Here is a 26,144-nt window from a genome sequence, read left to right as displayed (position 1 = left end):
ACGTTCGGGAGGATTTTCCGTCATGGCTTACCAGAACTCGCCTCAGCAGATGAACGACGAACTCCAGAAGTTTCGTGACGAGATCAGTTGCATCGTTGTTCTGGAACATGCCGGTTACAGGTTCGCCCGGTCCGAAAGTTCCGCCCGTCACATGCGCTTTCGTCGCCAGAAAGGCGAGAGCATCATCGTGACCCACGGCGGCAAGGGCTGGTGGGATCCGCACAATTCCTCTTCGATCGTCAAAGGCTCGGTCATCGACCTGGTCCGCTTTCTCAATCCGGGCATGTCCCTTGGCAACGCGCGCGTTGAACTCCGTGGAATGCTGGGCCTGACGCCGAGCGGGGCCGAGTACGTGGCGGAACCGAAGGAGCGCAAGCCCGCGCGTGATCCGAAATATATGTGGAAGAACCGTCAGGCTCCCCATCCGGGGTCGGCCGCCTGGACCTATCTGACCCGCGACCGCGCCTTGCCGGAGAGCATCCTTCGTCTCGCAATCCAGCAGGGCCTCCTGCGGGAAGGCATGAAGGGCACGGCCTGGTTCGCCCATAGCAACAACGCAGGCGAGCTGACCGGCATGGAGATGCGCGGGCCGGAATATCGCGGCTTTTCCTCGGGCGGCGGTGGCAAGATGCTCTTTCGGATGAGGACTGGCGAAAAAGGGGAAACGCCCGTTCGTCTGGTCATCGGTGAGTCTGCCATCGACGTGCTGTCCTATGCCGCCATGGACCCGTTCAATTTTGAACCCAGCCTGTATGTCTCATCAGGCGGCGGCATGAGTCCCGAGGCCCTGGAGGAGTTTCGTGTTCTTCTCGGCACCATTGAGGCTGGCGGCCGTGTCATGATTGCCGTGGACTGCGATGCCCAGGGTGATCGTTACGAAGAAATCTATGCGCCCATGATCCGTGAGGCCGGGCTGAAACCCCTGCGCTACTCGCCGAGTGCCAGGGACAAGGACTGGAACGCGGTCCTGCAGCGCCGCGCCCGTCAGGACGTGGCCGCATGAAACAGAGCAAATCCCGTCTGAGCTGGCAGGCCGTCACGCTGATCCTGTGGCGGCAGGACGCAGAGGCCATGAAGGTCTGGAAGCGTGCCGGGGTGGGATCCTCTGCTCCTGAGGTCTTCTGCGAGGCGCAGACGCCCGAGGGGCTGGTGCAGGGCGTCGTGATCGGCGGTGATCGCCTGAATGATGCCTGGGACCGCGACGGCGAGCTGATCGTCTTCACCCGCAAGTCCACGATCGTCCGTCTGAACGGACCTGAACTCCCCACGCTCACTTTGTCAGCCTGCCCCAAGGCTTTTGAGGACGTCATGATGTATAACGACACACGATCAACGGCCTGCCAGCATATCGACCAGATGGTTCTCAAGAGCGGCCTGACCTTCAACATGCTGGGCCACGAAAAGGCCTCTGCGATCTGGATGGATCATGCGCGCCGCCTCGGCTGTACGGATCCTGAAGCGCCGGAGATGCCGGTCCCGCATCAGCTTGTGTGGCTGGGCAGCGGCCTGAACCGCGCACTGGCCCTCGTCATTGCCGGGCGTTGGGACGGCCCTCATGAGGGCTTCAATCTCTATCATCCGCTGACCCTTTTTACTGACAGCAGCAATGTCGTGGCCGTCGAGGATCCGGTGGCGTCTGAAGTCTATCCGGTTGAGCAGGTGCCCGCATGAGCGCCTATCCCCAAACCCTCGCACCCGTACTGGATCCGCTGACCCCAGTGCAGCGTGAGGCCGCCATGGCGCTTGGGCGCGTGCTGGTCCTGGCCGGGGCCGGAACGGGAAAAACGAAGACGCTTACGGCTGGTGTGGCGTGCCGGATCCAGATGTATGGGATGCGCCCGTCACAGATCCTGTGCGTGACCTTTACCAACAAGGCTGCTCAGGAAATGCGCGAGCGCATCACAAGCGTCTTAGGCGAGGGACAGGCTCCGTTCTGGCTTGGCACCTTTCACGGCCTCGGCGCGCGGCAGCTCCGGGCGGAGCCTGAGGTGGCGCAGTTGCATCCTGGCTTTGACATCCGCGACGCAGACGATGCGACGGCGCTGATCCGCCGTCTCATGAAGGCCATGGACCCGGATACTGTGCCCGAACCGGACACAGGCAAGAAGTGTGACGTCCGGCAGGTCAAGAAGATGGGCGAGCGGATCGGGCATATGAAGGAGAACCTCGTGACCCCCGAGGCCGCACCCGCCTGGGTACGCGGGCTGATCGAGCGCCGCCGTGCGGCCCATCAGATGGTCGATGTCGAAGGCTGGGAGTTTGCGGTCCGGCTCTACCAGATCTATCAGGCCACCCTGCGCGAGCAGAATGCCGCCGATTTCTCAGACCTGCTGATGTGGCCAACGCTTGCGCTGATGAACGACCGATCCTATCGTGACAGGTGGTCGCAGCGCTTCACGTCCGTGATGGCCGATGAGTTTCAGGACGTGAACCGTGCGCAGATGCTGTGGCTCACCTATATGTCTGAATACTCACGGGAACTCTTCGCTGTGGGCGATGATTCGCAGTCGATATATTCTTGGCGTGGGGCCAAAATTGGCTTCATCCGGAACTTCGTTCGGGAGTTTGACGGGGCGAAGCTGTTCAAGCTCGAAGAGAACTTCCGCTCCACGCATCATATCCTCCAGGCCGCCAACGCCATCATCGCGCGAGACCCGGGCCGGATCCCGAAGACGCTGTTTACCCAGAAAGGCGACGGTCAGAAGATTGAGGTGCTCTCCTACGATTATGCGTCAGATGAGGCCGACGCGATTGCAGCCGAGATGGGACGTCGTGCGGCAGAAGGTGTGGCCTGGCATGACATGGCGATGATCTACCGGATCAACCGCCTGTCCCGCTCTCTGGAAGAAGCGCTGCTCAAGGCGCGTATCCCTTACGAGATTATTGGCGACGTCGGGTTTTACCACCGGGCCGTGGTGAAAGACGCGCTCGCTTTCCTGATGCTGGCGGCCTGTCCGGACAGTCGCCAGTCCGATGAGGCTTTCCGGCGCGTGGCCAATGTGCCCAGGCGAGGCCTTGGCGCCAAGGCGCTTGGCCAGATCGAGCAGGAAGCGCAGGATCGCGGCCTCAGCCTGTGTGCGGCCGTCACCACGGCAACGCTTCCCGCTAAGGTGCGTGACAGCCTGCTTGCCTTCCGTGAGACGGTCTCCCGGATCGGCCAGATCCCGGACATGCGGCTTTGCGATCGCCTCGATACGCTCCTGAAAGAGACGGGCTATTATACGATGTGGCGGGAGGCCGCATCCGAAGAGGGGGAGACGGCCTTGCAGAACCTGTCCGAGCTGGTCGGGCTGGCCGAGGGCTTTACCCGGCTTCAGGATCTTCTGGAGCACGCGGCCCTGGCCACGGCCTCACCGAATGAGCGCGGACGCGACCGGGTGCAGCTCATGACCATGCACCGCGCCAAGGGTCTGGAGTTTCCCCACGTCTTCCTGCCAGCCTGGGAGGAGACAGTCTTTCCGGGGATGGGCGAGCGCAATTATGAGGAAGAGCGCCGTCTGGCCTATGTGTCGCTGACCCGTGCCATGCAACAGGCCACGATCAGCAGTGTCGGCTATCGTCAGGGTGTTTCAGCGAGGCCGTCAGGCTTCATTGAGGAAATCCCTGCCGAGCATCGCGTGACAGGCTGGCTGCGCCAGCAGGGGCAATCGAAGAAGAGAGAGACAGGGGGCCGGTTCCGGCACACCATGGCTGCTCTCGATGCCATGGGGTTTTAAGGGATGTCTGATCATCATGCTCCTGACGACAGGCCTTACACCTCTCAGCGGCCCAGGACGAAGTCCGGCTGGCTTTATGACTGCGAGGTTTGCGGGAAGGGCGCAGCTTTCGGGTTCACCGGACCGAAAGGCGATACACACTATTGCTCCGAGCACCGTCATCTGGGACGAGGTGTTGCGCCTGCTCCCATGGCGAGAACAACGCGGCCTCAGTGACTTGTCAGGCTATCTTTTGTATAGAGTGCCATCTTGCACAGTCGAAATTTGAAAACGGAATTTGCAATGACCTCAAATAGTGAGACAGATTTTCGGCGTCTGACAGCCAATATTGTGGAAAGCTATGTGAGTGCCCGTGAACTTCCCGCAGAGCAGATTTCTGATTTGATCCGCAGTGTTCATACAGCCCTTGCGTCGGCCGGCCAGCCGCCCGAGCCAGAGCCAGTTGAGCTGCTCCCGGCCGTCCATCCGAAGCGGTCCGTGTTCGAGGACTACATCATCTGTCTCGAAGACGGAAAGAAGCTGAAGCTCCTCAAACGCCATCTCAAGAGCGCTTATAATCTGACCCCGGATGAGTACCGCTCAAAATGGGGACTGCCGTCCAACTATCCCATGACGGCGCCAGGATATTCACGGCATCGGACCGAGCTGGCGCATCAGATCGGTCTTGGGACCGCGAAGGGTGGTCGGAGCCAGCCTGCACCTGAGCCCGAAGAGACCGAGCCTGAGGTGCCCGTGCGGAAAATCCCGGAGAAGCGGCGCGGACGTCCGGCAAAGGTCTGAGTCTCTTTAGGAAGTCGCAGAAGCGGTCTTTACCTTTGTCCGGTAAAGCGATCTTTTCAGATCCCATGAACCGCAAGGACAGACCGTGACCCGCCTTCTTTCTTCTCTTGCCCTGGCAGCAGGCCTTACGGCCGCTGCCCTTTCGCCTGCCATGGCCCTCGATCCGGCTCTTGGGAGTATGGGGTTTGCATCCCCGACACCGACGTCCAAAGGCCATGCGGCCTCCGTGCCTACGCCCTTCGCAGCCATTCCCGAAAGCCTTCAGGCACTGCTTGATGCCGGCTATTCCATTCGCACGTCGGCTGGTGAAGAAGGCAACATCCTGACCCTTGAAAAATTCGTGGACCGGACCTCCCCGTCAAAATGGGTACGGTGCGAGCTGATCGGTGATCACAATGGCAACACACGCCTGACCTTCAGTCAGCATGTGACCTCCACCTGCTGGAAGCTGAACTGATGTGTGATGTCATGCCGGTCTCAAAGACTGGACCTTTTCGTCCGCAGACCCAGCAGGTTGTGGATGCGCTGAACACGGCCTTTCCTGGCCTGTATGCCGGCGTCTGCAAGGCCTCCGATCTGCCGTCAGACGCCGACGAGGCTGAGGATGACGACGATCTTGAGGATGACGGCCTGCTCAGCGATTTCGTCTTTCTGTCGGATGGCTGGGCCGTCAGGGTCGATTACGATCCTGAAGATCCGGATCTCTGCCTGGGCCTGTCGGCTGGCAGCACGGAGGCACCGGCTGAAGGTTTGGAAGTCGATCTTGATGACGGTGAGGAAATTCCGGATGGCGTCCTGAAAGACGTCACGGACTTTATTGACGAGCAACGCCAGACCTCGGCAAAACACTGACCTGTCCCGATAAGGGAGGCCCCTCTGGGGCTTTCCTTATCCATCTCAGCAAGGAAGGACTGGCCGCGTGACTGGTGAACCGATCTATCCCGCCCCCTGCACATATGAGAGCCTGACCGAGCAGCAGAAAGAGGCTGTTGGTCAGTTCATGTCAGAGCGCCTGAAGCAGAAAGCCCGAGGGATTCTCCCGGGAACGCTGCATACGGTGGTCGAAAAAGGGCGGATTCATGCGTTCGTCTCCTGGGACGAGCATCACGTTTATGAAGTCAGCCCGATCACCAGCCTGCGTCTGGTGCTTGATCCTGATGGGCGCCCTTTGGGCTGCCCGAAAGACGGGCTTCTGTATCTCTCGGATGTCGGGGGCGAGGCCGTTGTTCGTGTCCTGCCAACAACCCGGTATACAGCGGCCGCCATCGGTATTGCCGTGGAATAAGGCGCTGCGCGCCTATTCCTTTGTGTGATGGGCGACGCGCACGATCCTCTGCCACAAGCCCATCATCAGTCCTGACGCCTCTCCGCAGTTGTGTTGCAGTTCGTCGGCGAGAGCGTCCGGGGTTCTGACACTGGCCTGAAGGGCGGCCGTGACACTGGCGCGTCCTGTCAGGACCACGCGACTCAGGATCTCCACATCCAGACAGGCCTGTGACGTCACAGCGCGGACGGCTGCGCAATGGCCTGCATTCTGGCGAAGAGGGCTGTAGATCAGGCGGCCAGCCTCCTCTTTCCCTAGACGTTGGCGCCAGTATTCGTCATTCGGATGCCCGCTCAGATGGCCTGCATAGTGCTTGGTCTCGATGACCATGAGGGCACGGGGCAAAAGGACGAGATGGTCGATCTGGGTTGTGCCATCACCAGAGGCCTTGGGAAGACGAACGTCATGGAGGCTTGGCCGTCCCAGATCGTTCAGGAGGGTGCGGATCCTGTCTTCGCCTTTCGCGCCTTTGAGTTCGGCCTGAAGGCTCTTCCAGGCTGCGTGCGCGCTGTCGCTCCGCTCGATGCGAGAGGGGCCGCCACGCGGCCGAAGTCTCAGGCGCACCATACGAAGGCGCGCCTCCAGGCGAAAGTATGGGGCTTGATAAAGCGCATGGCATGTCTCTGGTCTGGCAAACGATATCCTGACTCTAGCGACGTGCTTTGCGACTTTGCGGTCTCTCTATTTGGCACCGCATCGCGAGAACATCTGTCACACTCTGCCGATGCCAACGCCTAATTAGGGGGGGAAAGCAGAAAGTCGGCTTTGTGGTACGAGAGCTAAGGGTCAGACGTTTCAGATGCCTTAAAGCCTACTTTGAAGCTTGAGTTAGCGGTGATTCACGGCCTGTTTTCTGTCCGGCGGGGTACACGGTTTCGAGGTGGCGCCGGTGCTAGAAAGCGTGCTGTGAGCGCGGCGCCAAGGCGTCGCACTCACTCATTGGGCCAAGTTTCCAAACCAGCCCATAGGGCGGTTTACTTCAATTTAATTAATCGCATTCGGAAACGGATGAATAGCCTTCAAAGTGTAAAACGTCTTGGCTTCTCCGGAGGCGCGATCAAGCACCTCTGTTTCGTCCAATATTGCCGTTATTCGCTTTCCAAAGGTCTCCTGAACGGAACCGGCCAAGCCGCTAACGAAATTACCCTCAAGGACGTTATCCGAGTCTAACAGTACCTCGAACCGATTGCGAAGCAAACTTGCCCCGACAAGCCGCCCATCGAAGCTCTTTGTCTCGGAGCGAGTTTCTGTGATATTGTCTATGCTCGCAATGATATTATCAGCACTCTCTCGTGTTACTTGCCACTCATACCGAGTTCCTGCAAAATCCTTCCAGTCGAGATTCATCGTCGCTTCGGTAGCTCTTAAGTGATTCACTAAGTGCCGCAAGTGAACGAGTGACCGTCGCCCCACTTCTCCTGACACACGCATCAAGCGAGTATCGTTTTGTGTTGCAGACAGTAATTGAAATAGCTGACTCAACGTATCAGATGGCAGACTTTCGCCCAATACGTCATAGTTCGACGCAACGGCAACGTTCATGCCAAAAGACGATGCGTAGGTTGCCTGCAGCCGCATGGCAGTATGAGCCATGATGTCCGAACGGATCGGGCCACGATTGGTCGGTCCTGTCGTAATTGCCTGCGCAATACTGGAGAACAGCTTCTGCATTCGCGTGAAGATCGGGCCGAGGTCAGAGAATTTTGCCGAATGCTCAACGAAGTTTGGCCCATCAAGCACGATAGAGACATGCTCAGCCTGCCGGTGCCGCAGCACTTCAATAAGCTCTCGGCGGAGTTCAGCTTCCATTGAACGAAGACCCTCTCCGCTCAGAGCAATGCCAAAGCTGTCTGGGTTAGTCCGAGCAAGCGCTTGCTGACCTGCGAGTGCAGAATCTAGTTCCGACAAACGCCGGCGAAGCCCCCGCAGTCGCGCTTCTGCCGCGCCCGGGTCCACGCCATGCCAAATCTCAAGCATTTTTCTCTCCCGCAGCGGAGGAAACGGGATGAGGCGCGGCAGGAGCAACTTGAGTACGGATTATTCCTTTCGGGCGATCCTCGCGATCGTATCCAAATTCACCCATCCAGTATTTACGTTGCGCGCGCAATTGATCGTAAGCTGGATGGTCTTCAGGCACGGTTGGCACAAAATAGGCATCACACAGGTGCGTACCGCGCGTGACCTTACCCGAGAATAACGCCGTTAGTTTTGCCTTGGCCACAGCGTCCAGCGCGTCCACTGCTGCCAGATCCATGAAGCCGACCATGTCGATGTCCCCTGGATCGGCCTTGTTCGATGCAAAGCTCCCATCCAATAATTCGGTGCAGGAAAGGCCCAATGCCGCGATCTCAGCGGAGTGCTTCTTATATCCATCGATTATGCTCAAGCGGGTATTTGACGTCGGGAATGCTGTAACGAAGTGCTCAACTATTTCGTCAATCTCCATATCATGAAGGCCCGCTTCAAGATAACCATCTGAATTAAAGTTCACGCATTCCTCCTGAGCCGCGCCTTCGTCTAAGTATCTGACAATTTACTAGCGGGTTATGACCTCGTGTCCAATGGTTCCACGATAAAGGAGCGAACAAACCCGAGCTTAGCGACGTTGGTCGCCGCGTAAATCTCCATTCTTATGCGCTCGCACGTAAGCATATAGATTCGGCGGCAGCATGCTGCTGACGGGTCCATCACTGAACGCGATGCCTAGGTCACTGCCAGTCGGCGACGGAAGCATCCGGTCCACTGGAGGTCCAACTTTCGCGCGAGAGATTGTGGTGGTCATATCCGCTATAGGGGGCTCATCTAAGCCACATATGACCGACATGAAGGCGTAACCAGCCGTCAATCGTGCACTCCTCGGACGCGTACTTTGTAAATAAGAAAAAGAAAAAACAGGGAAGACGCGCCACAGGCCGTCTGGCCGCCACAATGGTTCGGCCGCACGCGGCCCGCGCCCTGGAGGGCGCGCCATTGTCCCGTCCAGCCGTCTGCGCCTCGCGGGGAAGCATCTGAAAGGAGAAAAAGGAAGCTTCCCGTGGCTACTCCCGTCACAACAGTCTTTACGCTCACCGGCCCGCAGGACCGTCTGCGCCAGATCGCCGAAGAGCGCGCCTACCGGACCTATGCACCAGACCAGATGGCGTGGGAGAACGACACAACGCTGGTGATGACCCTCGAAAACGGGGTCGGAACGTCGTTCCTTGACCACGGCCATGGGCTGTCCGACGACTTCCCGGACGTCAGTATCCGCGGCATGGAGTATTTCGACTGCTTCGATGATCCGGGCTTTGCCAAATGGCAGGGCGGTCAGCTTGTCTATGAAGCGGATCTCATCACAGTCTTCGGAATCCTGTTTCCGACCGACGCCACAAAAGACTGGCCGGGCTGTAGCGCCAGCTTCTGGCACAGGTCTCCGCCTCTCTCGGCGGCCATAGCTGAGAACTGTCCGGACTTTGACCTGCTGCCATTGAGGCAACTGGCAGGGCCAGCGCCCGGATGGGTCGAGACCTCGGATGGCTTCGCCACCCTTTTCCTCCGGCTGCCCTCAACACCCGATGCGCAGGATGGTCTCGGCGTGATCTTCTATCCGGGGATCGGCAGGAGCACCCTGCTGACAGGTATCGACCGCTTCGGCGGCGTGGCCCGGTTCCGGCGTCAGGCCTATGGACAGGTCAGCGCACAGTGTCCCGAACTGCGTGCTGTCCTGCGGGACTGCTGGAAGGCTGACGAGAAGAAAAGGCGCAAGGCTCGGCAGGAGCGGAAGATTCTGAAAAGGAAGATGAGGAAAGAGATCCGGGAGGGAAAGGACATCCTTTTCGATCTCTTCGATCCTGACCCGTGGGTGATGTAATGGGCAGAAGAAAAGCAGGATCGGGGCGGCCCTGAAGGGTTCGTTCACTCTTGTGTGAACGGCCTCTACGGCGCAAGGAAAATCTCGTTTTGAAACGTACGGAACTGGTGCTCTCATGTGTCCGGCCTTTTTGTGCAGCCACAAAGACTGCTGGCCATGATGAAGTCCGCGGACAGAAGACCAGACAATTTCACGCGCTCGGAAGGCGCAAGAGTGAACACGGTTTTATTCTGTCCCCGAAGCAGCCCGGTCTGTCATCAAAACTCAACACTCCCGCACATCTACCAGATCATCGAACGATGGCTGGATTTTATCTCTCGTCCTAGCAAACAGCAGATAGGGCTGCCGCAGTGCCATTATATGTCTCGCCGCGGCTCATAAGGGCCCATGCAATTCGTGCTGTCTTGTTCGCCAATGCGACAGCGACAACGCGTCCGGGCTTTTTCTCCCGGAGCATCTGACCCCAGAGATGAGTGGGCGTTTTCTTGCGGTCTATGCGCAGCAGGGAAGTAACGCCGACGACAAGTAATCTGCGAATATAGCCGTTACCGGCCTTGGTGATGCGCCCGAGCGTATCTTTGCCACCCGAGCCATGAACACGCGGTGTCAAACCAAGCCATGCAGCGAAATGTCTTCCCGACCGAAAAAGCTTTGGGTCAGGAACAGACGCTGCAATCGCACTCGCGACAACCGGACCGATCCCTGGGACAGTGGCAAGCCGCATACTGCTTTCGCTGTTACGATGCCATTGCAGAATTTTGTCATCCAGCTTCTCAATCTGGGTCTGTATCATGCGAAGCTGATCCAGAAAGGCATGTGCAACGGTTCGCATTTCATCTGGCCATGCATCCTGATTTTCATGGACGAGGCCTCCGAGAGACTTGGCGCCGACAACACCTTTAGGAGCAATGATACCGATTTCACTCAAATGTCCTCGCAGAGCATTGATGAGCATGGTTTTCTGCTTCACCAGTAAATCGCGACTGCTGTGCAGCATCAGGACAGACTGTTGCTCTACAGATTTGACAGGAACGAACTGCATGGTCGGTCGTGTGACGGCTTCACAGATGGCTTCGGCATCGCGAGCATCGGTTTTACCGCGTTTGAGATAAGGTTTGACGTAGCTGGGTGGCATCAGTCGGACGGTATGTCCTAGAGCTTCAAACTCGCGTGCCCAGTAATGGGCTGAGCCGCACGCTTCCATGCCAATGAGGCATGGCGAAAGTTTCTGGAAAAACTTCAGGAGCTCGCCGCGTCGGAGTTGGCGCTTGAGGACAGGCAATCCCTGCTGATTGACAGCATGGATTTGGAAAACAGATTTGGCGAGATCAAGACCGATAACTGCAATGTCTGTCATTGTTCTTCTCCGGATGCCCTGACTGGCAACGACACCCTAGCACTGAAGTGAGGCATAGAGGCCGTTCACCGCATCAATCTCACTAGGCTCCTGCGTCGCCAAGTTCGACCGAGCCACAGGGTCCAGCCGCCCTCAACCGGGCGTCTGGCCCCTGCGTCTCGGCCCGTCCGGGTAACGGTTCACCCGCGTTCTTTGAATTGCCCCGGGTTTTGTGGAGACGGACGGTCCTGGTCTGGGTGATCTGTTCGTGAGACGGCTCCTCAACCTCCCCGGCCAGTCCTGCGGACCGTCCGGGGAGGCACGTTCCACGGCAGCGTCCTCGCATCCAGCGTTCAGTCTGACAGTCGTCGTGCCAGTCCGTAAAGCCACTGCACATCCCTCGGCGGCGGGTGTCAGGCCCGCATCTGCTGCAGGGCCGCACGCGACCCCGCATCAGCCGCAGGCCAGCCACCCTTGCTCAGGACGCTCCGGGCCTGACGGCCTGTCCCGTCGCCCGTCTTGGCCGGTGGCAGGATGGGCTCAGGAAAACGACGCAGCCCTTCCACTCTCGTCGCCGTCAATGTGCTCGCCGCACGGGCAGGATGGGTCTAGGAAAACATCAAATATTCATTGAGTAATCAACAAGTAAAACAGCTTTTTCTTGGGCTTTATTTCCTCGGAAATGGCGGTTTTCTGCCGTTTTTCGTTGACTGGCACCAAGTAAAAACCTATTATCTATTCATGGACAGAGGCAATAACGCCGAACAAGTCCAGTCGATACGTTCCCTAATTCTTGGAGGCTCTCATGGCTGGTTCCGTTAACAAAGTCATTCTCGTTGGCAACCTTGGTAAAGACCCGGAAGTCCGCAATATGCAGTCCGGGTCCAAGGTCGTGAGCTTTACACTCGCCACGTCTGAGACTTGGAATGACCGCCAGAGCGGCGAACGCCGTGAGCGCACACGAATGGCACCGTGTCGTCATTTTCAATGAGCGTCTGGGGGACGTCGCAGAACGCTTCCTCCGCAAAGGCCGCAAGGTCTATCTCGAAGGCGAACTTCGCACCCGTAAATGGACCGGTCAGGACGGTCAGGAGCACTACACCACAGAGGTTGTTATTGACCGTTTCCGGGGTGAGCTGGTGCTGATCGACAGCAACCGGGGCAACAGCGATGAAGGCGAGGGCGGCTTTGCTGGTGGAAGCAGTGGCGGCCGGTCAGGTGGATCGTCTGGCAACGGAAACCGCAATGGCGGCTGGGATGCGCCCGCAGGGAACGATCTTGACGATGACGTGCCGTTTTGACGCTGGGAAAAAGGAGCCTAGCGCCAGATGAACAAAGACCGCCTCATGGCGCTGCTGCCCCCGCCGCAGCGCTCCAAACACAAGGAAGACCGCTATAAGGCGATTGCCAGCGTCCTTCAGACATTCGCCCTCAGCGCGTGGGGGCTCGGCATCGTGACCCCACTCATCTCCGGGACAGGACCGTTGACCTCCATGCGTGCCGTCACCTGCTTTTTTCTGGGAGCCGTCCTTGAGGCAATTTCTTTGACTTTTCTGGCGTATATCCCCTATCCTGAGGACAAGACGGAGGCGAAAACCAATGGATAACGTAACCCAGAGTATCCTGTTTATTCTTCTTCCTGCCGCTGCTTTCACCATCGGTCTGGGGCTTGCGATCGGACCCATCGCGTCCCGGCTGGCAAAGCTGCGAACGTCCCACCATTGACACCGACAGGCGGCCTCCGGGCCGCTTTTTTTGTCCGCTCGCCCGGTTCAGTCAGGCGGGCGCGCCTCGTCGGCGCGAAGTGTCTTGCCCCCAATGCTCGCCCCCCACAGGGGGGGCTGCGCCAGGACAGAGAAAAAGACTAGACTGGCCCCATGTCACGACAAACAGTCATCCGCATCGGTGCGCTGAGTATCCAGCTCGCCATTCTTCTTCTGATCTGGCAGGGCTTTCTGCATCCCATCAAGGGAGGTCTGCTCGTGCTTGCCGTCGGGTTTGCCGCGTTCTTCCTCACGCGGGACTCTTCACGCAGAAATCAGGCCGTCAGTAGAAAAAGCAAAAGAAGGATCGGGGCGGCCCTGACGGGTTCGTTCACCCTATTCCGCTAGGCTCCTGCGTCGCCAAGCTCCACCGAGCCACACGGGCCAGCCGCCCTTGATCGGGCGTCTGGCCCCTGCGTCTCGGCCCTTTCGGGTAACGGTTCACCCGCATTCTTTTCCGATGACGGACGGTCCTGGTGTGGGTGATCGGTTCGTGAGACGGCTCCTCAACCTCCCCGGCCAGTCCTGCGGACCGTCCGGGGAGGCACGTTCCACGACGGCGGCCTCGCATCCAGCGTTCAGTCTGACAGTCGCCGTGCCAGTCCGTAAAGCCACTGCGCGACCCTCGGCGGCAGGTGTCAGGCCCGCGTCTGCTGCAGGGCCGCACGCGACCCCGCATCAGCCGCAAACCTGCCCCCCTTGCTCGGGACGCTGCGGGCTTGACGGCCGGTCCCGTCGCCCGTCTTGGCCGGTGGCAGGATGGGCTCAGGAAAACGCCACCGTCGTTCCACTCTCGTCGCCGTCAGTGTGCTCGCCGCACGGGCAGGATGGGTCTAGGAAAACGACAGGTATTCATGAAGTAATCAAGAAATCTTTTTACTTGTCATGCAAAAATAAATCGCGTTTTATGGCGCTTTTCTGCGTTTTTTCTCTTGTAGGAAAAAGCCAAAAAGGCTATCTTTTACTTGTCGAGAGGGATTGGCCCTCAAGACAAAGCGCCCCGAACGGTGTTACGAGCACCGGACGGGACTTCGCTAGACTAGAAAAGGTTACTTTCATGTCCGACGCAGCAACCACAATCGCACCGAAGGCCCAGAACCGCAAGGCTGCAAACAAGGCCAGCCCCGCGGCCGTCCGCCGTTTCAACGAAGCCCGCGAGCGCACCAAGGCCATTGCCGCTCCCACGCTGGCAGACGTCATGCGCCTTGCCCCCAACGATGACAAGATCGCCGCTATCGTTCAGCATTTCGGTTTCGAGGCTGGCGACTATGACGAGCTGATGGGGGCCGGTCTCAGCATGATCCGCGACCAGTACACGCTTCTTGAGGATGTGCTTGTCGTCACCGACTTCCGGGGCGAGCGCAATTTCAAGGCCATGGAAATGCACCTTGGCCGCATCGTGGACGGCCTGATCCGCTCTGCCTATGGTGCCGCCAACTTCTATGAGAACAAGCGCCAGATTGCCCGCGACGAACAGAACTCTTTCAGCAACGAAAGCCGCGACGAAGACCGCCAAGGCATCGACGGCGGGGAAAACCGCGTAGATCGGGCCGTCCGTTTCGCTGCACAGCAGGCCCCTAAGGCTTACGCGCTCGCCGTCATGGCTCAGGGCGCATGTGACGCCTACCGCGAACTGATCGGGGAAGACTGGAAGCCTTACGTCAAGGACAACGCCCGCAGCCTCACCGAGAACGTCCGCGCCGCACAATGGGGGGCCGTTCTCTAACCCCCACAGGCCGGGCCAGCAGGTCCGGCCACTCACCGGGGCCGCGCTGACGGCCTCGGCGTTGCCCTCGGCCTCTTCTCCCGTCCGCCCTTTTCATTCTCCCGTCGTTTTTTCCAGGAAGGCGGACGCGCCTCATCGGCGCGAAGTGTTTTGCCCCCAATGCTCGCCCCCCACAGGGGGGCTGCGCCAGGAGCGTGCCCGTTTCAGTAATCCTCAATCGCGTTCGATAGCAGATCCAAAAACCATCCAGTCATGCCGGAAATGAACGCAGCCTCAAGGCAGGTCATGCCTTCCTTTTCATGGCCCATTAGCGCCGCTCCAAGCGCCATCGCTCCAAGCAGCGCTGTCAGAGGGACAGCGAGAAAGAGACCATAGCGCGTGCTGCGTCTCACCCATCCCATGGCCGTGTCGAAGACGGCTCTTGTCAGTGAGTGAACGAGGGAAGTTGCGCCTTAACCGCTTTCAGAACCGTCTTGCGTCGCCGAGACGGCAGTCTTGAATAGAATCTGAACCACGAAAAGGGCTGTAAAATAAGGCCATACGGTGGGAAAGTGAGGCATCGTCTCGATCTCCAGACGCAAAACACCGGCCCGTTCGGGGCGCAGTTCGGTTCTGTGGCGTCGAAAGAATCATGCGAGAGCAGTTTGCGACTGAAAACTCTGTCCGAAGTTAATTTCCCGAGCCAGAAGTGAAAGAAGGATCGGGGCGGCCCTGACGGGTTCGTTCACCCTATTCCGCTAGGCTCCTGCGTCGCCAAGCTCCACCGAGCCACAGGGTCCAGCCGCCCTTGGTCGGGCGTCTGGCCCCTGCGTCTCGGCCCTTCCGGGTAACGGTTCACCCGCATTCTTTTCTCTGAACGGACGGTCCTGGTCTGGGTGATCTGTTCGTGAGACGGCTCCTCAACCTCCCCGGCCAGTCCTGCGGACCGGCCGGGGAGGCACGTTCCACGACGGCGGCCTCGCATCCAGCGTTCAGTCTGACAGTCGCCGTGCCAGTCCGTAAAGCCACTGCGCGACCCTCGGCGGCAGGTGTCAGGCCCGCGTCTGCTGCAGGGCCGCACGCGACCCCGCATCAGCCGCAAACCTGCCCCCCTTGCTCAGGACGCTCCGGGCTTGACGGTCTGTCCCGTCGCCCGTCTTGGCCAGTGGCAGGATGGGCTCAGGAAAACGCCACCTCCCTTTCTCTCTCGTCGCCGTCAGTGTGCTCGCCGCACGGGCAGGATGGGTCTAGGAAAACAGGGGGCGATCAGCCGGGGCCGGGTGTCCGGGCGGACGAAAGAGACAGGCGGCCTGCCGGGGCCGTTGTGGCGGTCAGGGCTGGCTGGCCGGTCAGGGTCTGGATCAGGGCGCGGCCCGGTTCAGAGGTGGGAGTCCGGCTGGCATGGCGGGCGATCTCCCGATCCGTCCCGGCCAGGTCTGTCAGGATGTCTGTTTCCCGACCGTGAGCGGCGCCAAACGCAAGGACCTTTTCCCGACTGTCGCCATAGGCAGCCATGTCCTTCTGCACCTTGCCCAGCTCGCGCGCGAAGGTGGGATTGTGGCGCAGTTCTTTTTCGATCTCTTTCCCGAGCGCCGCATGACGGCCTCCGGTCTTCATGCCGGTGAAGGCCTGTGCTGCATCGCCGCCCTCCTGGCGGATCGCGGCCTCGATGTCGCGGCAGACGAGGGACGGCGGGGCCGACCAGAACGCATGAAGAGAGGCGGCGGCCTTGCGGCCTTCTTCCTTGGCCTGCGCCAGGAGCGCCCTTTCGCGCTTCTCTTCCGCAGGCCCGAAGACAGCCGGAATGACCGGACGCGGCACGGGCCGAAGCGTTGGAGCAGCAGAGGCCGTCAAAAAATCGGACTGCACGATGACAGTGTATCCGCCATCCTGTCGGACAGCGTTTCGCAGATCCGCGACAGGCACCGCCACGATCCCGTCAGGCGTTTCAAACGCACCGGAGAGGCTGGTCCGTGTCTTGAAGATCCCCGAGACCGTTTCCCCAGGTGCGGCCGTGCGGATGACGAGGTCATCCAGCGGCCTTGCGGCAGGGCCAGAGCCCATGTCCTGCATCAGCTCTTTCAGAGCACGCGCGCGGGCGGGATCGGTGGCATCTGTCAGCAAGGCCGCCATAGCAGGGTGATCCGGATCCTGCGTGCCGGCAATGGACGCGGACACCATGCGGGCTCTTGTGATGACGGAAAGGTCCACGTTATGCCCGTAATGACGGCCGAGTTCCGCGATGAACGCGTCCTGCGTTCGGCCGTTGCCCTCCCTGTACGGGTGGACATAATTGAGTTCGTTTAGAACCTTTCCGGCGACGGCCGCGAACTGCTCCGGCGTGGAGTTCTTCAGCACATCCGGGTTGCGGATGGGCTTGAAGGCCTCGTTTAGCCCCATGACGATATGGGAGCCGGGGAGGAAGGTTGTTGACCCTTTCCGCATGGAGCCGATCGGTTCGACCCGTGCTCCGTCCACGACCGGCCTTTCGTGGCGCATGTGACCGGCCCACTCATAGACGTCCTGAAAGATATGCCGATGGATGGCCTTCAGGTGGTCGGCATCGAAAGAGCCGGACGGCCCCAGACCCATCCGGATTTCCAGAATCCTGTGACTGGTGCGGCGGTACTCTTCGGGGTGAAGCTCGGAATGGCGGCGCAGGCCGAGACGATTTCGCAGAACGTCCGTCTGGTCAGGATCATCCGAGACATTCGGGTAGGTGTAGCCGTGGGCAGGAGGCATTAACGCGTCAGAGGGCGGGATTCAGTCTCCGCCCCAGTTCGGCGAGGTCGATCTGTCCCGCGACGAACGACTGGCAGGCATCCTCGATAAGGGGATCATGCGTGTAGCCCTGCCGTCTCTGGGCCGCGAGGGTCCATTCGACCGCATCCTGACGGCGCGCGCGCTCTTCATCCGAAAGGCCGGAAAAAGGCGTCGGAGCGAAGAGGGTTTTGGCTGAACTCATAGGAAGAAAATAGCGGTTTTTTCCCGGAATGGCAAGGTTTTCCGGGCTTCGCGGCCTCTCTGGATGCGTATTTTGAAGGAGCGATTTTTTACGCTCAGTCGCAGAACGCGGCGGCACGATGCTCTTATGACGAAGAGCCTTTCCCCTCTCGATAGCCGCCCGAAGCACCTGACCGGGCCGCGCCTGTCTCTTGCCCTGTTCCGGATCGGGTGGTCCGAGCGTCAGGCCGCCGAGAAATGCGACATGCACCGCAACCAGTTCCGGCGCTGCCTGGAGGGCACGTCCTCTCTTCCGGCTGATCTGTCTTTGTGGCTACTGGATCTGGAAGCGGCCCATGTGGCCCATCCCTGTCCCCGGCAGAGAAAGGCCGATCCCATTCTCGCCGAGATCCGCAAAGCCGGGTGACATTGCCCGCGACGTGGTGGCTTCCGGTGTCTCCACGTCCAGGCTCAGGGGATACGAAAAAGGCAGCCCGGAGGCTGCCTTTTTTATTTGTTTGCGAAGACGAAGCCAACGCTTCCGTTGGTCATGACGTATGGCGTGCAAGTCCGGCCAGGATGAACATTAGAATAGGGCTGCAACCACTTGGCCGAGATCCACATGGTCTTCCGCGCTAGGTTCACCGTCTGATAGTAACCGTTAACAGGCTCGACGGCTGTGTTCACAGGAACGAGCGTGGTTGCCGGGGCCACTACAGGTGACTGGTCGGACGGGTTTTGGCGGAATGGGATGGAGAAGTTCGGATCCATCATCTGCGCATCTGTCGCGTTGAGAGTCAGGCACTTATAGCCGGATAGGGGGCTGACAGGCTTGTTCGGCGATGCGGAAGCGCTGAAGGAATAAGACGCCGCCAAGACTGCCAGAGCGAGAAGTTTATGTTTCATAGTGATTGGGTATCCAGTTCTCTGTCTTCTGTCACTTAACTCTGGAGTACGGGAGCACTTGCCCCGGTCCCCATCTTGTTCGCCGTGCTCTGCCGCCACTCGCCGACGGTGGTTCCTGACGAGATGTTGTTGTTGCTCATGGCGGTCGAGGAAATGAAATCTGACATCATCGCGCTATCATCGGCTTGTGCGACTTGAGCCCCAGCATGACTTCCAAAATTATACATCGCTCTCGTATCCAGCGCGGTCGGATTGCTAATTCCTTGCGCCTGCAAGGTCATAGCTTCCTCTTTCATATACTGAGCCGCTGCGACCGCCTGTGTGGCTGGGTCCTGCTGCCCTGCCGTTCCTGATGTAATGGTACTCGCGAGGCCGGGGTTCGATGCCAGAGCCTTGCTCATTTCCTCGCTGTAAGTGCCATTTGCCATCTGAAACGCGCCTGTGATGGTGTGTCCGGACCCGGTGGCCGTATAGACATTCTGACAGCCGGATTCTACCTGACACGTCGCCGCCAGAGCAGCCGGATTAACGCCGAGGGAAGATGCGTTGTCAGCGGCCTGATAGCCCCATGAGCGGCTATAGAGCGTTTGCAATGAATCCGATCCGGTTGAGACGGGCTGCGTGGTCTGAATCACTTTCCCGTCCCCGCCGATCTGCTGGACAGTCCCGGCTGGTACCGTGAAGTTCGGCAGGCCAACTTCCGGATAGACGACATGCGGGACTTCCGGCAGGCCGTTCGGCACGTCAATCGACTGCGCCTGGCACGAACCGCTGAGGCCAAGTCCGGCCGAGAAAGCCAGACCTGTAATCAAAAAGGATTGTTTGAAGGGCGGCGGCATTGAGCACTCCTGTGTTGGGGTGGTCAGTATCCGCCCGTAGTCTGCGACTTGGAGTATTGTCTGAACAGCGCATCTTGTCCCGAGGTGGTGTGTCCGTTTCGGACACACCTAAATCAGGTGATCGAGAATAATTCCGAAGACGGTTCCGCCCACGATCATGGTGGCGAACCATCCTGCCCGCTTGCTGATTTCGTCCCGTCGGACACGAGTGCCCGCCATCACGATCTGCGCTTTCATGCTTTCGGCGATTTCGGCTTTGACGGTGCCCAGGACTTCCGCGACCTTTGCCTTGACGGTCTTTTCGTCAATCTTCTGGAGCTGGCGAGAGGCTGCCACGCCTTCATGAAGAGCCCGCCTGACCTCAATAACCTCCTCTGTTGCCGAGCGTGTGCATTGATCCAGCAGGCTCTCGCACTTGGCAACGCACTGCTCCATTCGTGTCTCGGCCTCTTGAAACAGCGCTCTATGCGCGGCCTCCGAGTGTTCACGATCCTTGAGAAGGAGGGCCTGATGAAGATTGTTCATCTCCATCAGGATCATGAGGCCATCCAGAACCTTGGCCTCAGGTGAACGGGGCCGGAGCGTCCAACGATGCGTCTGCTCGCGCAGCGCATCCAGTGAGCTTTCAAATCTGGCCTGACAGTCGGAAATCCTCTGGGTAAGGCCATCAGACATTACACGTCACTTTCGGCCGGAACCGGGAGGCCCTTAGGCATGTCCGGCAGGCGAGGCGCGCCTAGTTCTCGCAGGAAGACAGGGAAATCGCGGCGGTACCAGCGGTCAATCGCGAGACGGTCGAAAATCGAACTGGTCGGGAATCCGTCCTTTTGCTCGCCCTCGGCATACGCACGGAACGTGAGCGTTCGGTCACAGACGTCCTTCATGGGCTCGGCAGCCGGATAGAGGACGAGCTTTGCGCCGTTGTCCATGGCCTCTACAACCGCAGGGTGAATGGCAACCTCTTCGAAGACATCGTCCACGTCCAGGGAAGGAGGAATGAGGCCTTCGTTGAGAATGACTGCGGCGTTCCGGGGAGAGAACTTCTTGTTCGTCTGGAGGTCTTCCAGATAATCGAGATCTGCGCGTTCATGGCCGATGAGGAAAGCCACTGAGAGCGTGATGCCCATCATATCGAGGGCGCGTGTCAGTGATTCCGTGCTGATTAACTCATGCAGCGCTGTCCATCCGCCGCCGATGTCGAGAATGGCGTCATGGCGACTTTCCATGAGAGACTGGATCTTCTCTTCCAGCCATTTCCGCTGACGTTTCGTGTCGCCGCCTGTGGGGCTTTTCGCATCATGGAAACTGGAAATGGAGTGCGACCGGTTCAGCAGATCGGTGTTCCAGATCTCGGGTGTGCCGCCCTGCTCGTGGATCGTCTGGGCCAGAGCGTTGAGCAGGGTCGTTTTCCCGACCCGCTGACGGCCAATGATCGTAAAAATAACCGGCTTGCGCTTGGGGGCTGCCTTCTGGTCGGCAGCGCTCGTAGCGGTTTTGGCGGCAATATCCTTGGTCATGGATGGTCGGCTCCTGATGAGGCAGCCCCCTCACTGTGAGGTGGGCTTCTCTTCCTCTTTCGGACGCCATAGTGCGGGGCCAGTCTGCGACTTAACCCTGCCGCGCAAAAAAAAAATCAGTCTGGCGTGAGCCTTCTCTTCTCTTCCTTACGTGCCCGAAGCTTTGCCCTGATGTGTTCCAGAGACTGGCGGCCCTCAGCAGAAATGTTCGTATGCGGGTCGGCGTCTCTGGAGGGCGATGGCGTTACGGCGACTGAAATGGCGGGCACCCGTGGCGTGTCGGCAGGTCGTGGCGCGACGGGTCTTTCCTCACGTTCCGCGTAATACTCTTCTACAGCGGCAGGCCGCCAGTCTGCCGGGGTTCGGCTCGGCGGTTCTGGCGTCTGATCGGGTATGTCGTTTGCAGGTTTTCCGACTGTGATTCTCTCTCGCTCGCTCTTGAGGCGGGACCACATTTTCCTGATGGCCCCAAGTCCAACCGGAGAGAGCTCGACCTCCACACCATCTTTTCTCGCAGCTTTGGCGATCATCTCCCAGGTGGCGATCTTCGCATCGCGAAGTTCAGACACGATGTCCTGATTTTTTCTCAACCACTGATAGACGGCTTTCGAATGCGGCTGAGCGGGGCGTGTCTTGTGTGCCTCCTGGATCTCTCTCAGTGCCTTGGACATGCTCACTTTCGCCCCCGCTTTGTGTCCATTTCGGACACACCTCTCACGCTGCGCCGTTTTCACGGCCTCTGGTGTATCGAACCTCTTTCGCAGGCGAGGCATCTCCGTGTCAAGTTCGAGGCGTTATGGAGGCGACTACGAGGCATCTACGAAGCGATTTCGAGGCTTTCACGAGGCGGCTACGAGGCGAGATTGAGAATTAACGAGGCAACTATGAGGCAAAGAAAAGAGCTTCTTCATAGACCATTGCACCGTTGGTGCGGACGGCTGCGCCGCCGCTAGGCGGAAGGAGAGGGGGGGGTGTGACAATCTGTCACCCCCCCCACCACGAACGATCCGTTGCGTTAAGTCGCAGAATGGCCCCGCACTATGGCGTCCGAAAGAGGAAGAGAAGCCCACCTCACAGTGAGGGGGCTGCCTCATCAGGAGACAAGCATGGCCACCAAAAAGCGCCTTCAGAAGTCCACGCGCCTCGTAGATCCCAGCTTCAAATCTGGCGGGCTATTCGACTTCAATGGTGTCGATTACGCGACCTTCGTAAAGGACGGAGAGGCTTGGTTTCGTATGACGGACATCTGCCGTGCCATCGGTCATTCTTCACCTACGCGCGCGGCGCGGGGTTTGGACGATGATGAGCGGCAGGTAGTCGCGCTGCCTTCTGAGAGCGGCGTGCAGGATCAGGTTATGGTTAGCGAGAGCGGTCTGTACCACTTTCTGGTCAAGTCCCAGCTTCCTCTTGCGGTCACGTTTCGACGGCGTGTGACCAAAGAGGTTCTCCCGAGCATCAGACGAAACGGGTTTTATGCGCGGCCAGGGGTGAAGCTCCCGATAGCGGAAGCTCAGTCAATGGATCCTGCCGACCTCACACGCCTAAAGGAAATGCGTCAGTTGCCAGGGCGGTATATGGTTCTGAGTCTGCCGGGTCGGCCTCTGCATGTTGAGGCGCGTGATATGGAAGAGGTTCTGTTAGATTATGAGCAAGCTGACCTACAGACTCTCGTGAACTCTACCAAGCTAGTGGGTTCTCTGTGGCGAGCGCATCGCACAGAGGTGGCGATGCTGGCTGAGACGTTGCTTTCTGACGAAGGCTTTCAGCAGCTAGACCATGCCATCTCGATTAGCGCGCGATACGCACAATGGGTCCAACGGGCTTCGGAAAACAAAGCCTTGGCGCTAGCGAAGGCTACGACGAAATGATCTCAGTCGCATGAGGGCTTTCTATCCTGCCCTCATGACAGATCAGACCCAGACCCCCGACCGCGCTCCTGAGACCGATATTTCGGACCGGGAGCTTCTTGAGCATCTTCTCACGCGCTCTGACGAGCAGGGAGAGGAGATCCGGTTCATCAGCGAAAAGCTGAGTATCCTCATTGAGCTTCTGACCCCCTCGGAGAAGGGGGACGGCCCGACACTGGACGACATTCTCGCGCGCCTGGTCGAGCTGATGAAGGATCAGGAGCCGGTCATCAGGCGCATCGACCATACGACCGCCCGCAACAACGATCTGCTTGAAGGCCGCAAGGTTCGCCCGAAAGCAGAGGACGGCCACCCGTCATGATGACCTTCCGCAAGATCTCGGCGGAGTGCAACGGCCGGTTCGTCGCCGCCTACTTCACCGAGGGCGCGCCAGATCCGGAGCACGATTTTCGCACGGACACCGGCAAGGTGCCTGACGGAGATGGTCAACGCCTCACGAACTACTATCTCGGCCGGGATGGCCGGGCCTCTTTCAATCCGGGTATGAGCCAGAAGATGGCGGACGTGCTCGGCGTGGATCGGCGTGCCATGCCGACGACCGAAACACTTGCGGCCCTGTTTGAAGGCAAGCGCGCCGACAATGGCGAGCAATGGTCTCAGGCCAAGCGGAAGATCAGCGCCTACGACCTGACCATGGCCCCGCATAAATCGGTCACGCTGGCTGCCGAGTTTGCGCCAACACAGGCCGAGGGGGCCGCGATCTGGAACGCAGTGCAGCGGGCCAATGACGCGACCATGCAGTATGTGGCCCGTGAGCTGGGCTTTGCCCGACGCGGCCATGGCGGGGAAGACGGAGAAGAAGCCGGGGAGGTCGCCTGGACGTCCTACCGTCACCGCACGTCGCGCCCGACCCTGACCCTGCATGATGCCGAGACCGATACCACCTATCTGCGTGAGGCCCCGACCGGGGGCGATCCGCAGATGCACATCCATAATTCACTCTACAATGTCGTTGTCACCGACAGCGGCCATGTGGGCTCGCTGGACACGAAGCGCCTGCGCTCTCGCGTGCATGAGTTCGGAGCCTTCTTTCAGGCGGAACTGGCGGATGAGCTGCGCAAACTCGGGATCGCGCAGTCCTACGACGCCAAGGAGCAGGCAACCGTTATCTCCGCCGTTCCGCAGGAGGCCTGTGACGCTTTTTCCAGCCGCACGGCCGAGGTGACGCGATCCGCTCGGGCCTATGCCGAGAAGGAGGGGCACGACTGGAACACCATGACGGCCGAGCTGAAGAACAAGATGCTCAAGGCCGCCAGTTTGGCGCACAGGCAGAAGAAGAATGAATCCGCTGACGACGTTCAGGCCTGGCGCGAACGCGCCGCTGCGATTGGCTGGGAGCATCACAGCGTCATGGGCACGGCTGAGGCCACGGAATTATCTGTCGCGGACCGGCATGAGCAGGCCTACGCGTTTGCGGCCAAGCATCTCGGCAAGGAGTTTGAGACGGCGGCCGTTCTCGATCATGACAAGCTGAGGATGTACGCCGCTCGCGGCCTCATTGGAGCGGGCATCCCCGGGGGCATTGAAGACATCGACCAGGTCGTCAAACTGATCGAGGACAAAGGCCTTGAGGTTCGGGGCGAACAGGTGAGCCTTGTGTCGTGCGTGAAGAATGACCGGATGCGCGTCACCAACACGGCCCAGATCCGTGTCGAGGAGACCCTCGCCAAGGAGGCCGTTCGGGCCTCGGCGGATCGCACTGCTTCCCTTTCGGACGCCCAACTCACAGAGGCCATCGCGCGATGCGACCTCGATTTCGACAACGAACACGGCCAGTCCCAGAAGGCGGCAATCTACGCCCTCGGGAAGGCCGGAAAGATTTCGATGCTCACGGGTGTTGCCGGCTCCGGCAAGACAACGCTGCTTCAGCCACTCGTGGATGCCTGGAAGCGGGATACCCGGTTCTCGGAGAAGGGCCGTGAGATGATCGGTCTTGCGACGGCCTGGCGTCAGGCCGATGCGCTTGGTGATGCCGGGATCCATCAGCGCTACGCCATGATGCCCTTCCTCAGCCGCCTTGAGAAAGGCGAGCAGACCGTGGACGAGAACACGGTTCTGGTCATTGACGAGGTCGGCCAGATCGCACCGCGCCAGATGCTTCAGCTTCTGGAGCTGCAACGCACGAGCGGCTGTACCATCAAGGCCCTGGGCGATCGGGAGCAGGCGCAGTCCATTGAGGCCGGTGATACCGTCGAGATCCTGCGCAGGGTGCTGGCCAAGGAAGACATGCCGGAACTGCTGTCAACGGTTCGCCAGACCACTGCGCGCAATCGTGAGATCGCCGGACTGTTCCGTGGCGAGAAGCCGAGTGCGGATGCACTGGAGGCGCGTCGCCCCAAAGGGAAGGCCGCCTACGCCAACCGGGATCAGGAAAACTGGGATGATCCCCGCAACGCCTTTCACTTTGAGGAAGTCCGCCGCGCTATCGACATGAAGCGCGAGGACGGCACGATCCGGCTAGTCGGCGGCGATCAGGATGAGGTTCTGCAAAAGATTGCCGAGCTTTATGTCACGCGCCGCGACGCTCTGGCCGCGTCCGGATCAAAGCGCGGGATCAGCATGTCGGCCCTGACCAACCAGGACGCGGCCGACCTCAGCCGCGCTGTGCGCAGGATCCTGCAGAACCGTGGCGAGATTTCCCGGGATGAAGTGACGCTGGATGCGGTCGATCAGCGTGGCGAAACCTATGAGCTTCAGGTCGCTGCCGGCGATAAGCTGCGCCTGTTCCGGCGCACCTGGGGGGTGGTCGAAGGGACAGGGACCACCGTTGGCAATAATGGGGATGTCGTGGAGGTTGTCTCGCACGGCAAGGATGGCCTGAAAGTCCGGATGAAGGACGGGCGGGAGGCAGATGTTGAGTGGCGTCGGCTGAAGGACCACAAGACCGGCCGGATCCTGCTAGGCTTCGGTCATGCCATGACCATTGATGCCGCCCAGGGCCTTACCTCAGACGAACATATCAACGCACTCCCGCGAGGCGTGGCGACGGCAACCGGGTTTACATCCTACGTGGCCGAAAGCCGGGCCAAGGGCACCACCTGGACCATGATCTCAGACGGCGCGACGTTTGAGGCGGTGCGCAACGGGCGCGCGCTCGGCGATACGACGGAGATCACCAGCGACGATCTGTGGAATCATGTGGCCAAGGGTATGTCCAATAAGCCCTATAAGGCGCTTGGCATGGATCTGCCCTTCACGTCGCAGGAGGAACGGGAAAAGCACGTTCAGGAGCTGATCCGTCTCGGCAAGATGCAGGAAGAAATGGCGCAGGATGGCCGGGACTATGGGCGCGAGGTGGCCAACCGTGTGCAGGCGATCACTTTGGAAAAGACCGCGCCGCTGAAGCTGAAGGAATTGGACCGGCAGATAGAAGAGCTTCTGGCGCAGAGCAGTGCCTCTGTGTCGCACGCAGAGCAGGCGCTTCGCGAGAGCCGAATCACGATGGCCAAGGCTGCCTCGCCAGCGATCTGAGTTGACCCCGGCTGTCATGTGATGACGGCTTTCGGGTAGCCGTTCGCAACGACCCTCAACGGCCAT

Annotated in this window: 29 protein-coding genes and 1 pseudogene; 17 read left to right on the top strand and 13 right to left on the bottom strand. The window is 59.6% G+C overall.

Annotated elements, in window-relative coordinates; genetic code table 11:
• The first annotated feature begins 22 nt into the window (after positions 1-22).
• From ABDK75_RS16415 to ABDK75_RS16385, 7 genes are all read left to right on the top strand, one after another.
• Complete coding sequence (locus ABDK75_RS16415) at positions 23-1,003, top strand: DUF3991 and TOPRIM domain-containing protein (protein ID WP_346006447.1); 981 nt, start codon at positions 23-25, stop codon at positions 1,001-1,003.
• Positions 1,000-1,671: a hypothetical protein gene (locus ABDK75_RS16410; RefSeq protein ID WP_346006446.1), complete on the top strand. Its 672-nt coding sequence runs from the start codon at positions 1,000-1,002 to the stop codon at positions 1,669-1,671. The genes ABDK75_RS16415 and ABDK75_RS16410 overlap by 4 nt, the downstream gene beginning before the upstream one ends.
• Entirely contained in the window at positions 1,668-3,716 is a 2,049-nt protein-coding gene (locus tag ABDK75_RS16405) for a UvrD-helicase domain-containing protein (protein ID WP_346006445.1), read from the top strand. The genes ABDK75_RS16410 and ABDK75_RS16405 overlap by 4 nt, the downstream gene beginning before the upstream one ends.
• A 282-nt stretch (positions 3,717-3,998) precedes the next feature.
• Positions 3,999-4,496, top strand: coding sequence for a MucR family transcriptional regulator (locus ABDK75_RS16400; RefSeq protein WP_346006444.1), 498 nt, complete (start codon positions 3,999-4,001; stop codon positions 4,494-4,496).
• An 85-nt stretch (positions 4,497-4,581) separates the two neighbouring features.
• Entirely contained in the window at positions 4,582-4,953 is a 372-nt protein-coding gene (locus tag ABDK75_RS16395; protein WP_099213630.1) for an ABC transporter substrate-binding protein, read from the top strand.
• Positions 4,953-5,348 (top strand): hypothetical protein, encoded by a 396-nt coding sequence (locus tag ABDK75_RS16390; RefSeq protein ID WP_346006443.1) that lies wholly within the window; start codon positions 4,953-4,955, stop codon positions 5,346-5,348. Before ABDK75_RS16395 ends, ABDK75_RS16390 begins: the two co-directional genes overlap by 1 nt.
• Positions 5,349-5,415: 67 nt before the next feature.
• A complete protein-coding gene (locus ABDK75_RS16385; RefSeq protein WP_346006442.1) occupies positions 5,416-5,781 on the top strand; it encodes a hypothetical protein in 366 nt (121 codons plus the stop codon).
• A 12-nt stretch (positions 5,782-5,793) separates the two neighbouring features.
• Here ABDK75_RS16385 and ABDK75_RS16380 read toward each other — a convergent pair whose 3' ends face one another.
• The 3 genes from ABDK75_RS16380 to ABDK75_RS16370 all read right to left on the bottom strand — a co-directional run bounded on the left by ABDK75_RS16380 (position 5,794) and on the right by ABDK75_RS16370 (position 8,311).
• Positions 5,794-6,387 (bottom strand): nuclease-related domain-containing protein, encoded by a 594-nt coding sequence (locus ABDK75_RS16380; protein WP_346006441.1) that lies wholly within the window; start codon positions 6,385-6,387, stop codon positions 5,794-5,796.
• 417 nt (positions 6,388-6,804) lie between these two features.
• Positions 6,805-7,797 (bottom strand): hypothetical protein, encoded by a 993-nt coding sequence (locus ABDK75_RS16375; RefSeq protein WP_346006440.1) that lies wholly within the window; start codon positions 7,795-7,797, stop codon positions 6,805-6,807.
• Entirely contained in the window at positions 7,790-8,311 is a 522-nt protein-coding gene (locus ABDK75_RS16370; protein ID WP_346006439.1) for a DUF6932 family protein, read from the bottom strand. The genes ABDK75_RS16375 and ABDK75_RS16370 overlap by 8 nt, the downstream gene beginning before the upstream one ends.
• A gap of 543 nt (positions 8,312-8,854) precedes the next feature.
• On the opposite strand from ABDK75_RS16370, the gene ABDK75_RS16365 reads away from it, so the two are divergent.
• Entirely contained in the window at positions 8,855-9,670 is an 816-nt protein-coding gene (locus ABDK75_RS16365; protein ID WP_346006438.1) for a hypothetical protein, read from the top strand.
• 322 nt (positions 9,671-9,992) lie between these two features.
• On the opposite strand, the gene ABDK75_RS16360 is transcribed toward ABDK75_RS16365, so the two are convergent.
• Both ABDK75_RS16360 and ABDK75_RS16355 read right to left on the bottom strand, forming a co-directional pair.
• The gene (locus ABDK75_RS16360) at positions 9,993-11,027 is read right to left on the bottom strand and encodes an IS110 family transposase (RefSeq protein WP_081109610.1); all 1,035 of its coding nucleotides are present in this window, start codon (positions 11,025-11,027) and stop codon (positions 9,993-9,995) included.
• A 392-nt stretch (positions 11,028-11,419) separates the two neighbouring features.
• Entirely contained in the window at positions 11,420-11,587 is a 168-nt protein-coding gene (locus ABDK75_RS16355) for a hypothetical protein (RefSeq protein WP_155723042.1), read from the bottom strand.
• A 224-nt stretch (positions 11,588-11,811) separates the two neighbouring features.
• On the opposite strand from ABDK75_RS16355, the pseudogene ssb reads away from it, so the two are divergent.
• The 5 genes and pseudogenes from ssb (at position 11,812) to ABDK75_RS16330 (ending at position 14,495) form a co-directional block, all read left to right on the top strand.
• Positions 11,812-12,307, top strand: a pseudogene (gene ssb, locus ABDK75_RS16350) (single-stranded DNA-binding protein).
• A 27-nt stretch (positions 12,308-12,334) separates the two neighbouring features.
• Positions 12,335-12,613: a hypothetical protein gene (locus tag ABDK75_RS16345; protein ID WP_194255953.1), complete on the top strand. Its 279-nt coding sequence runs from the start codon at positions 12,335-12,337 to the stop codon at positions 12,611-12,613.
• Complete coding sequence (locus ABDK75_RS16340) at positions 12,606-12,731, top strand: hypothetical protein (protein WP_255494207.1); 126 nt, start codon at positions 12,606-12,608, stop codon at positions 12,729-12,731. Before ABDK75_RS16345 ends, ABDK75_RS16340 begins: the two co-directional genes overlap by 8 nt.
• 152 nt (positions 12,732-12,883) lie before the next feature.
• Positions 12,884-13,117 carry a hypothetical protein gene (locus ABDK75_RS16335; RefSeq protein ID WP_194255952.1) on the top strand — a complete coding sequence of 78 codons (234 nt, stop codon included), beginning with the start codon at positions 12,884-12,886 and terminating at the stop codon, positions 13,115-13,117.
• A 709-nt stretch (positions 13,118-13,826) separates the two neighbouring features.
• The gene (locus tag ABDK75_RS16330; RefSeq protein WP_062028005.1) at positions 13,827-14,495 is read left to right on the top strand and encodes a hypothetical protein; all 669 of its coding nucleotides are present in this window, start codon (positions 13,827-13,829) and stop codon (positions 14,493-14,495) included.
• Between the two features lie 203 nt (positions 14,496-14,698).
• On the opposite strand, the gene ABDK75_RS16325 is transcribed toward ABDK75_RS16330, so the two are convergent.
• The 3 genes from ABDK75_RS16325 to ABDK75_RS16315 all read right to left on the bottom strand — a co-directional run bounded on the left by ABDK75_RS16325 (position 14,699) and on the right by ABDK75_RS16315 (position 17,556).
• Positions 14,699-14,887: a hypothetical protein gene (locus ABDK75_RS16325; protein ID WP_346006437.1), complete on the bottom strand. Its 189-nt coding sequence runs from the start codon at positions 14,885-14,887 to the stop codon at positions 14,699-14,701.
• A gap of 853 nt (positions 14,888-15,740) precedes the next feature.
• Positions 15,741-17,216, bottom strand: coding sequence for a Fic family protein (locus ABDK75_RS16320; RefSeq protein ID WP_346006436.1), 1,476 nt, complete (start codon positions 17,214-17,216; stop codon positions 15,741-15,743).
• Positions 17,217-17,223: 7 nt separating this feature from the next.
• The gene (locus ABDK75_RS16315) at positions 17,224-17,556 is read right to left on the bottom strand and encodes a hypothetical protein (protein ID WP_346006435.1); all 333 of its coding nucleotides are present in this window, start codon (positions 17,554-17,556) and stop codon (positions 17,224-17,226) included.
• Between the two features lie 9 nt (positions 17,557-17,565).
• Here ABDK75_RS16315 and ABDK75_RS16310 point away from each other — a divergent pair, with 9 nt between their 5' ends.
• Positions 17,566-17,844: a hypothetical protein gene (locus tag ABDK75_RS16310; protein ID WP_225198652.1), complete on the top strand. Its 279-nt coding sequence runs from the start codon at positions 17,566-17,568 to the stop codon at positions 17,842-17,844.
• 83 nt (positions 17,845-17,927) lie between these two features.
• On the opposite strand, the gene ABDK75_RS16305 is transcribed toward ABDK75_RS16310, so the two are convergent.
• The 5 genes from ABDK75_RS16305 to ABDK75_RS16285 all read right to left on the bottom strand — a co-directional run bounded on the left by ABDK75_RS16305 (position 17,928) and on the right by ABDK75_RS16285 (position 21,350).
• Positions 17,928-18,323, bottom strand: coding sequence for a hypothetical protein (locus ABDK75_RS16305; protein ID WP_061507385.1), 396 nt, complete (start codon positions 18,321-18,323; stop codon positions 17,928-17,930).
• Between the two features lie 35 nt (positions 18,324-18,358).
• Complete coding sequence (locus ABDK75_RS16300) at positions 18,359-19,162, bottom strand: hypothetical protein (RefSeq protein ID WP_346006434.1); 804 nt, start codon at positions 19,160-19,162, stop codon at positions 18,359-18,361.
• 108 nt (positions 19,163-19,270) lie between these two features.
• A complete protein-coding gene (locus ABDK75_RS16295) occupies positions 19,271-19,837 on the bottom strand; it encodes a hypothetical protein (RefSeq protein WP_346006433.1) in 567 nt (188 codons plus the stop codon).
• The gene (locus tag ABDK75_RS16290; RefSeq protein ID WP_061498316.1) at positions 19,837-20,679 is read right to left on the bottom strand and encodes a hypothetical protein; all 843 of its coding nucleotides are present in this window, start codon (positions 20,677-20,679) and stop codon (positions 19,837-19,839) included. The genes ABDK75_RS16295 and ABDK75_RS16290 overlap by 1 nt, the downstream gene beginning before the upstream one ends.
• 116 nt (positions 20,680-20,795) lie before the next feature.
• Positions 20,796-21,350 carry a hypothetical protein gene (locus ABDK75_RS16285; RefSeq protein WP_346006432.1) on the bottom strand — a complete coding sequence of 185 codons (555 nt, stop codon included), beginning with the start codon at positions 21,348-21,350 and terminating at the stop codon, positions 20,796-20,798.
• A gap of 435 nt (positions 21,351-21,785) precedes the next feature.
• On the opposite strand from ABDK75_RS16285, the gene ABDK75_RS16280 reads away from it, so the two are divergent.
• From ABDK75_RS16280 to mobF, 3 genes are read left to right on the top strand one after another with little or no spacing between them, the layout of a single operon-like run.
• Entirely contained in the window at positions 21,786-22,547 is a 762-nt protein-coding gene (locus ABDK75_RS16280) for a Bro-N domain-containing protein (RefSeq protein ID WP_346006431.1), read from the top strand.
• Between the two features lie 10 nt (positions 22,548-22,557).
• A complete protein-coding gene (locus ABDK75_RS16275) occupies positions 22,558-22,908 on the top strand; it encodes a hypothetical protein (protein WP_346006430.1) in 351 nt (116 codons plus the stop codon).
• Positions 22,905-26,078: a MobF family relaxase gene (gene mobF, locus ABDK75_RS16270; RefSeq protein WP_346006429.1), complete on the top strand. Its 3,174-nt coding sequence runs from the start codon at positions 22,905-22,907 to the stop codon at positions 26,076-26,078. Before ABDK75_RS16275 ends, mobF begins: the two co-directional genes overlap by 4 nt.
• Positions 26,079-26,144 lie beyond the last annotated feature (66 nt).

It is taken from the genome of Gluconobacter sp. OJA, assembly GCF_039638325.1.
Lineage (GTDB): Bacteria > Pseudomonadota > Alphaproteobacteria > Acetobacterales > Acetobacteraceae > Gluconobacter > Gluconobacter cerinus.
Note: the sequence above shows the minus strand (reverse complement) of the source record. Positions and strands in the feature narration are given on the sequence as shown.

Excerpts from the sequence above, each read along its gene's own strand:
- ABDK75_RS16305 (WP_061507385.1), bottom strand. The coding sequence starts at position 18,323 with ATGAAACATAAACTTCTCGCTCTGGCAGTCTTGGCGGCGTCTTATTCC.
- ABDK75_RS16280 (WP_346006431.1), top strand. The coding sequence starts at position 21,786 with ATGGCCACCAAAAAGCGCCTTCAGAAGTCCACGCGCCTCGTAGATCCC.
- ABDK75_RS16285 (WP_346006432.1), bottom strand. The coding sequence starts at position 21,350 with ATGTCCAAGGCACTGAGAGAGATCCAGGAGGCACACAAGACACGCCCC.
- ABDK75_RS16310 (WP_225198652.1), top strand. The coding sequence starts at position 17,566 with ATGACGAAGAGCCTTTCCCCTCTCGATAGCCGCCCGAAGCACCTGACC.
- ABDK75_RS16390 (WP_346006443.1), top strand. The coding sequence starts at position 4,953 with ATGTGTGATGTCATGCCGGTCTCAAAGACTGGACCTTTTCGTCCGCAG.
- ABDK75_RS16320 (WP_346006436.1), bottom strand. The coding sequence starts at position 17,216 with ATGCCTCCTGCCCACGGCTACACCTACCCGAATGTCTCGGATGATCCT.
- ABDK75_RS16415 (WP_346006447.1), top strand. The coding sequence starts at position 23 with ATGGCTTACCAGAACTCGCCTCAGCAGATGAACGACGAACTCCAGAAG.
- ABDK75_RS16300 (WP_346006434.1), bottom strand. The coding sequence starts at position 19,162 with ATGCCGCCGCCCTTCAAACAATCCTTTTTGATTACAGGTCTGGCTTTC.
- ABDK75_RS16410 (WP_346006446.1), top strand. The coding sequence starts at position 1,000 with ATGAAACAGAGCAAATCCCGTCTGAGCTGGCAGGCCGTCACGCTGATC.
- ABDK75_RS16290 (WP_061498316.1), bottom strand. The coding sequence starts at position 20,679 with ATGACCAAGGATATTGCCGCCAAAACCGCTACGAGCGCTGCCGACCAG.
- ABDK75_RS16275 (WP_346006430.1), top strand. The coding sequence starts at position 22,558 with ATGAGGGCTTTCTATCCTGCCCTCATGACAGATCAGACCCAGACCCCC.
- ABDK75_RS16360 (WP_081109610.1), bottom strand. The coding sequence starts at position 11,027 with ATGACAGACATTGCAGTTATCGGTCTTGATCTCGCCAAATCTGTTTTC.
- ABDK75_RS16345 (WP_194255953.1), top strand. The coding sequence starts at position 12,335 with ATGAACAAAGACCGCCTCATGGCGCTGCTGCCCCCGCCGCAGCGCTCC.
- ABDK75_RS16380 (WP_346006441.1), bottom strand. The coding sequence starts at position 6,387 with ATGGTGCGCCTGAGACTTCGGCCGCGTGGCGGCCCCTCTCGCATCGAG.
- ABDK75_RS16375 (WP_346006440.1), bottom strand. The coding sequence starts at position 7,797 with ATGCTTGAGATTTGGCATGGCGTGGACCCGGGCGCGGCAGAAGCGCGA.
- ABDK75_RS16405 (WP_346006445.1), top strand. The coding sequence starts at position 1,668 with ATGAGCGCCTATCCCCAAACCCTCGCACCCGTACTGGATCCGCTGACC.
- ABDK75_RS16330 (WP_062028005.1), top strand. The coding sequence starts at position 13,827 with ATGTCCGACGCAGCAACCACAATCGCACCGAAGGCCCAGAACCGCAAG.
- ABDK75_RS16295 (WP_346006433.1), bottom strand. The coding sequence starts at position 19,837 with ATGTCTGATGGCCTTACCCAGAGGATTTCCGACTGTCAGGCCAGATTT.
- ABDK75_RS16400 (WP_346006444.1), top strand. The coding sequence starts at position 3,999 with ATGACCTCAAATAGTGAGACAGATTTTCGGCGTCTGACAGCCAATATT.
- mobF (WP_346006429.1), top strand. The coding sequence starts at position 22,905 with ATGATGACCTTCCGCAAGATCTCGGCGGAGTGCAACGGCCGGTTCGTC.
- ABDK75_RS16335 (WP_194255952.1), top strand. The coding sequence starts at position 12,884 with ATGTCACGACAAACAGTCATCCGCATCGGTGCGCTGAGTATCCAGCTC.
- ABDK75_RS16340 (WP_255494207.1), top strand. The coding sequence starts at position 12,606 with ATGGATAACGTAACCCAGAGTATCCTGTTTATTCTTCTTCCTGCCGCT.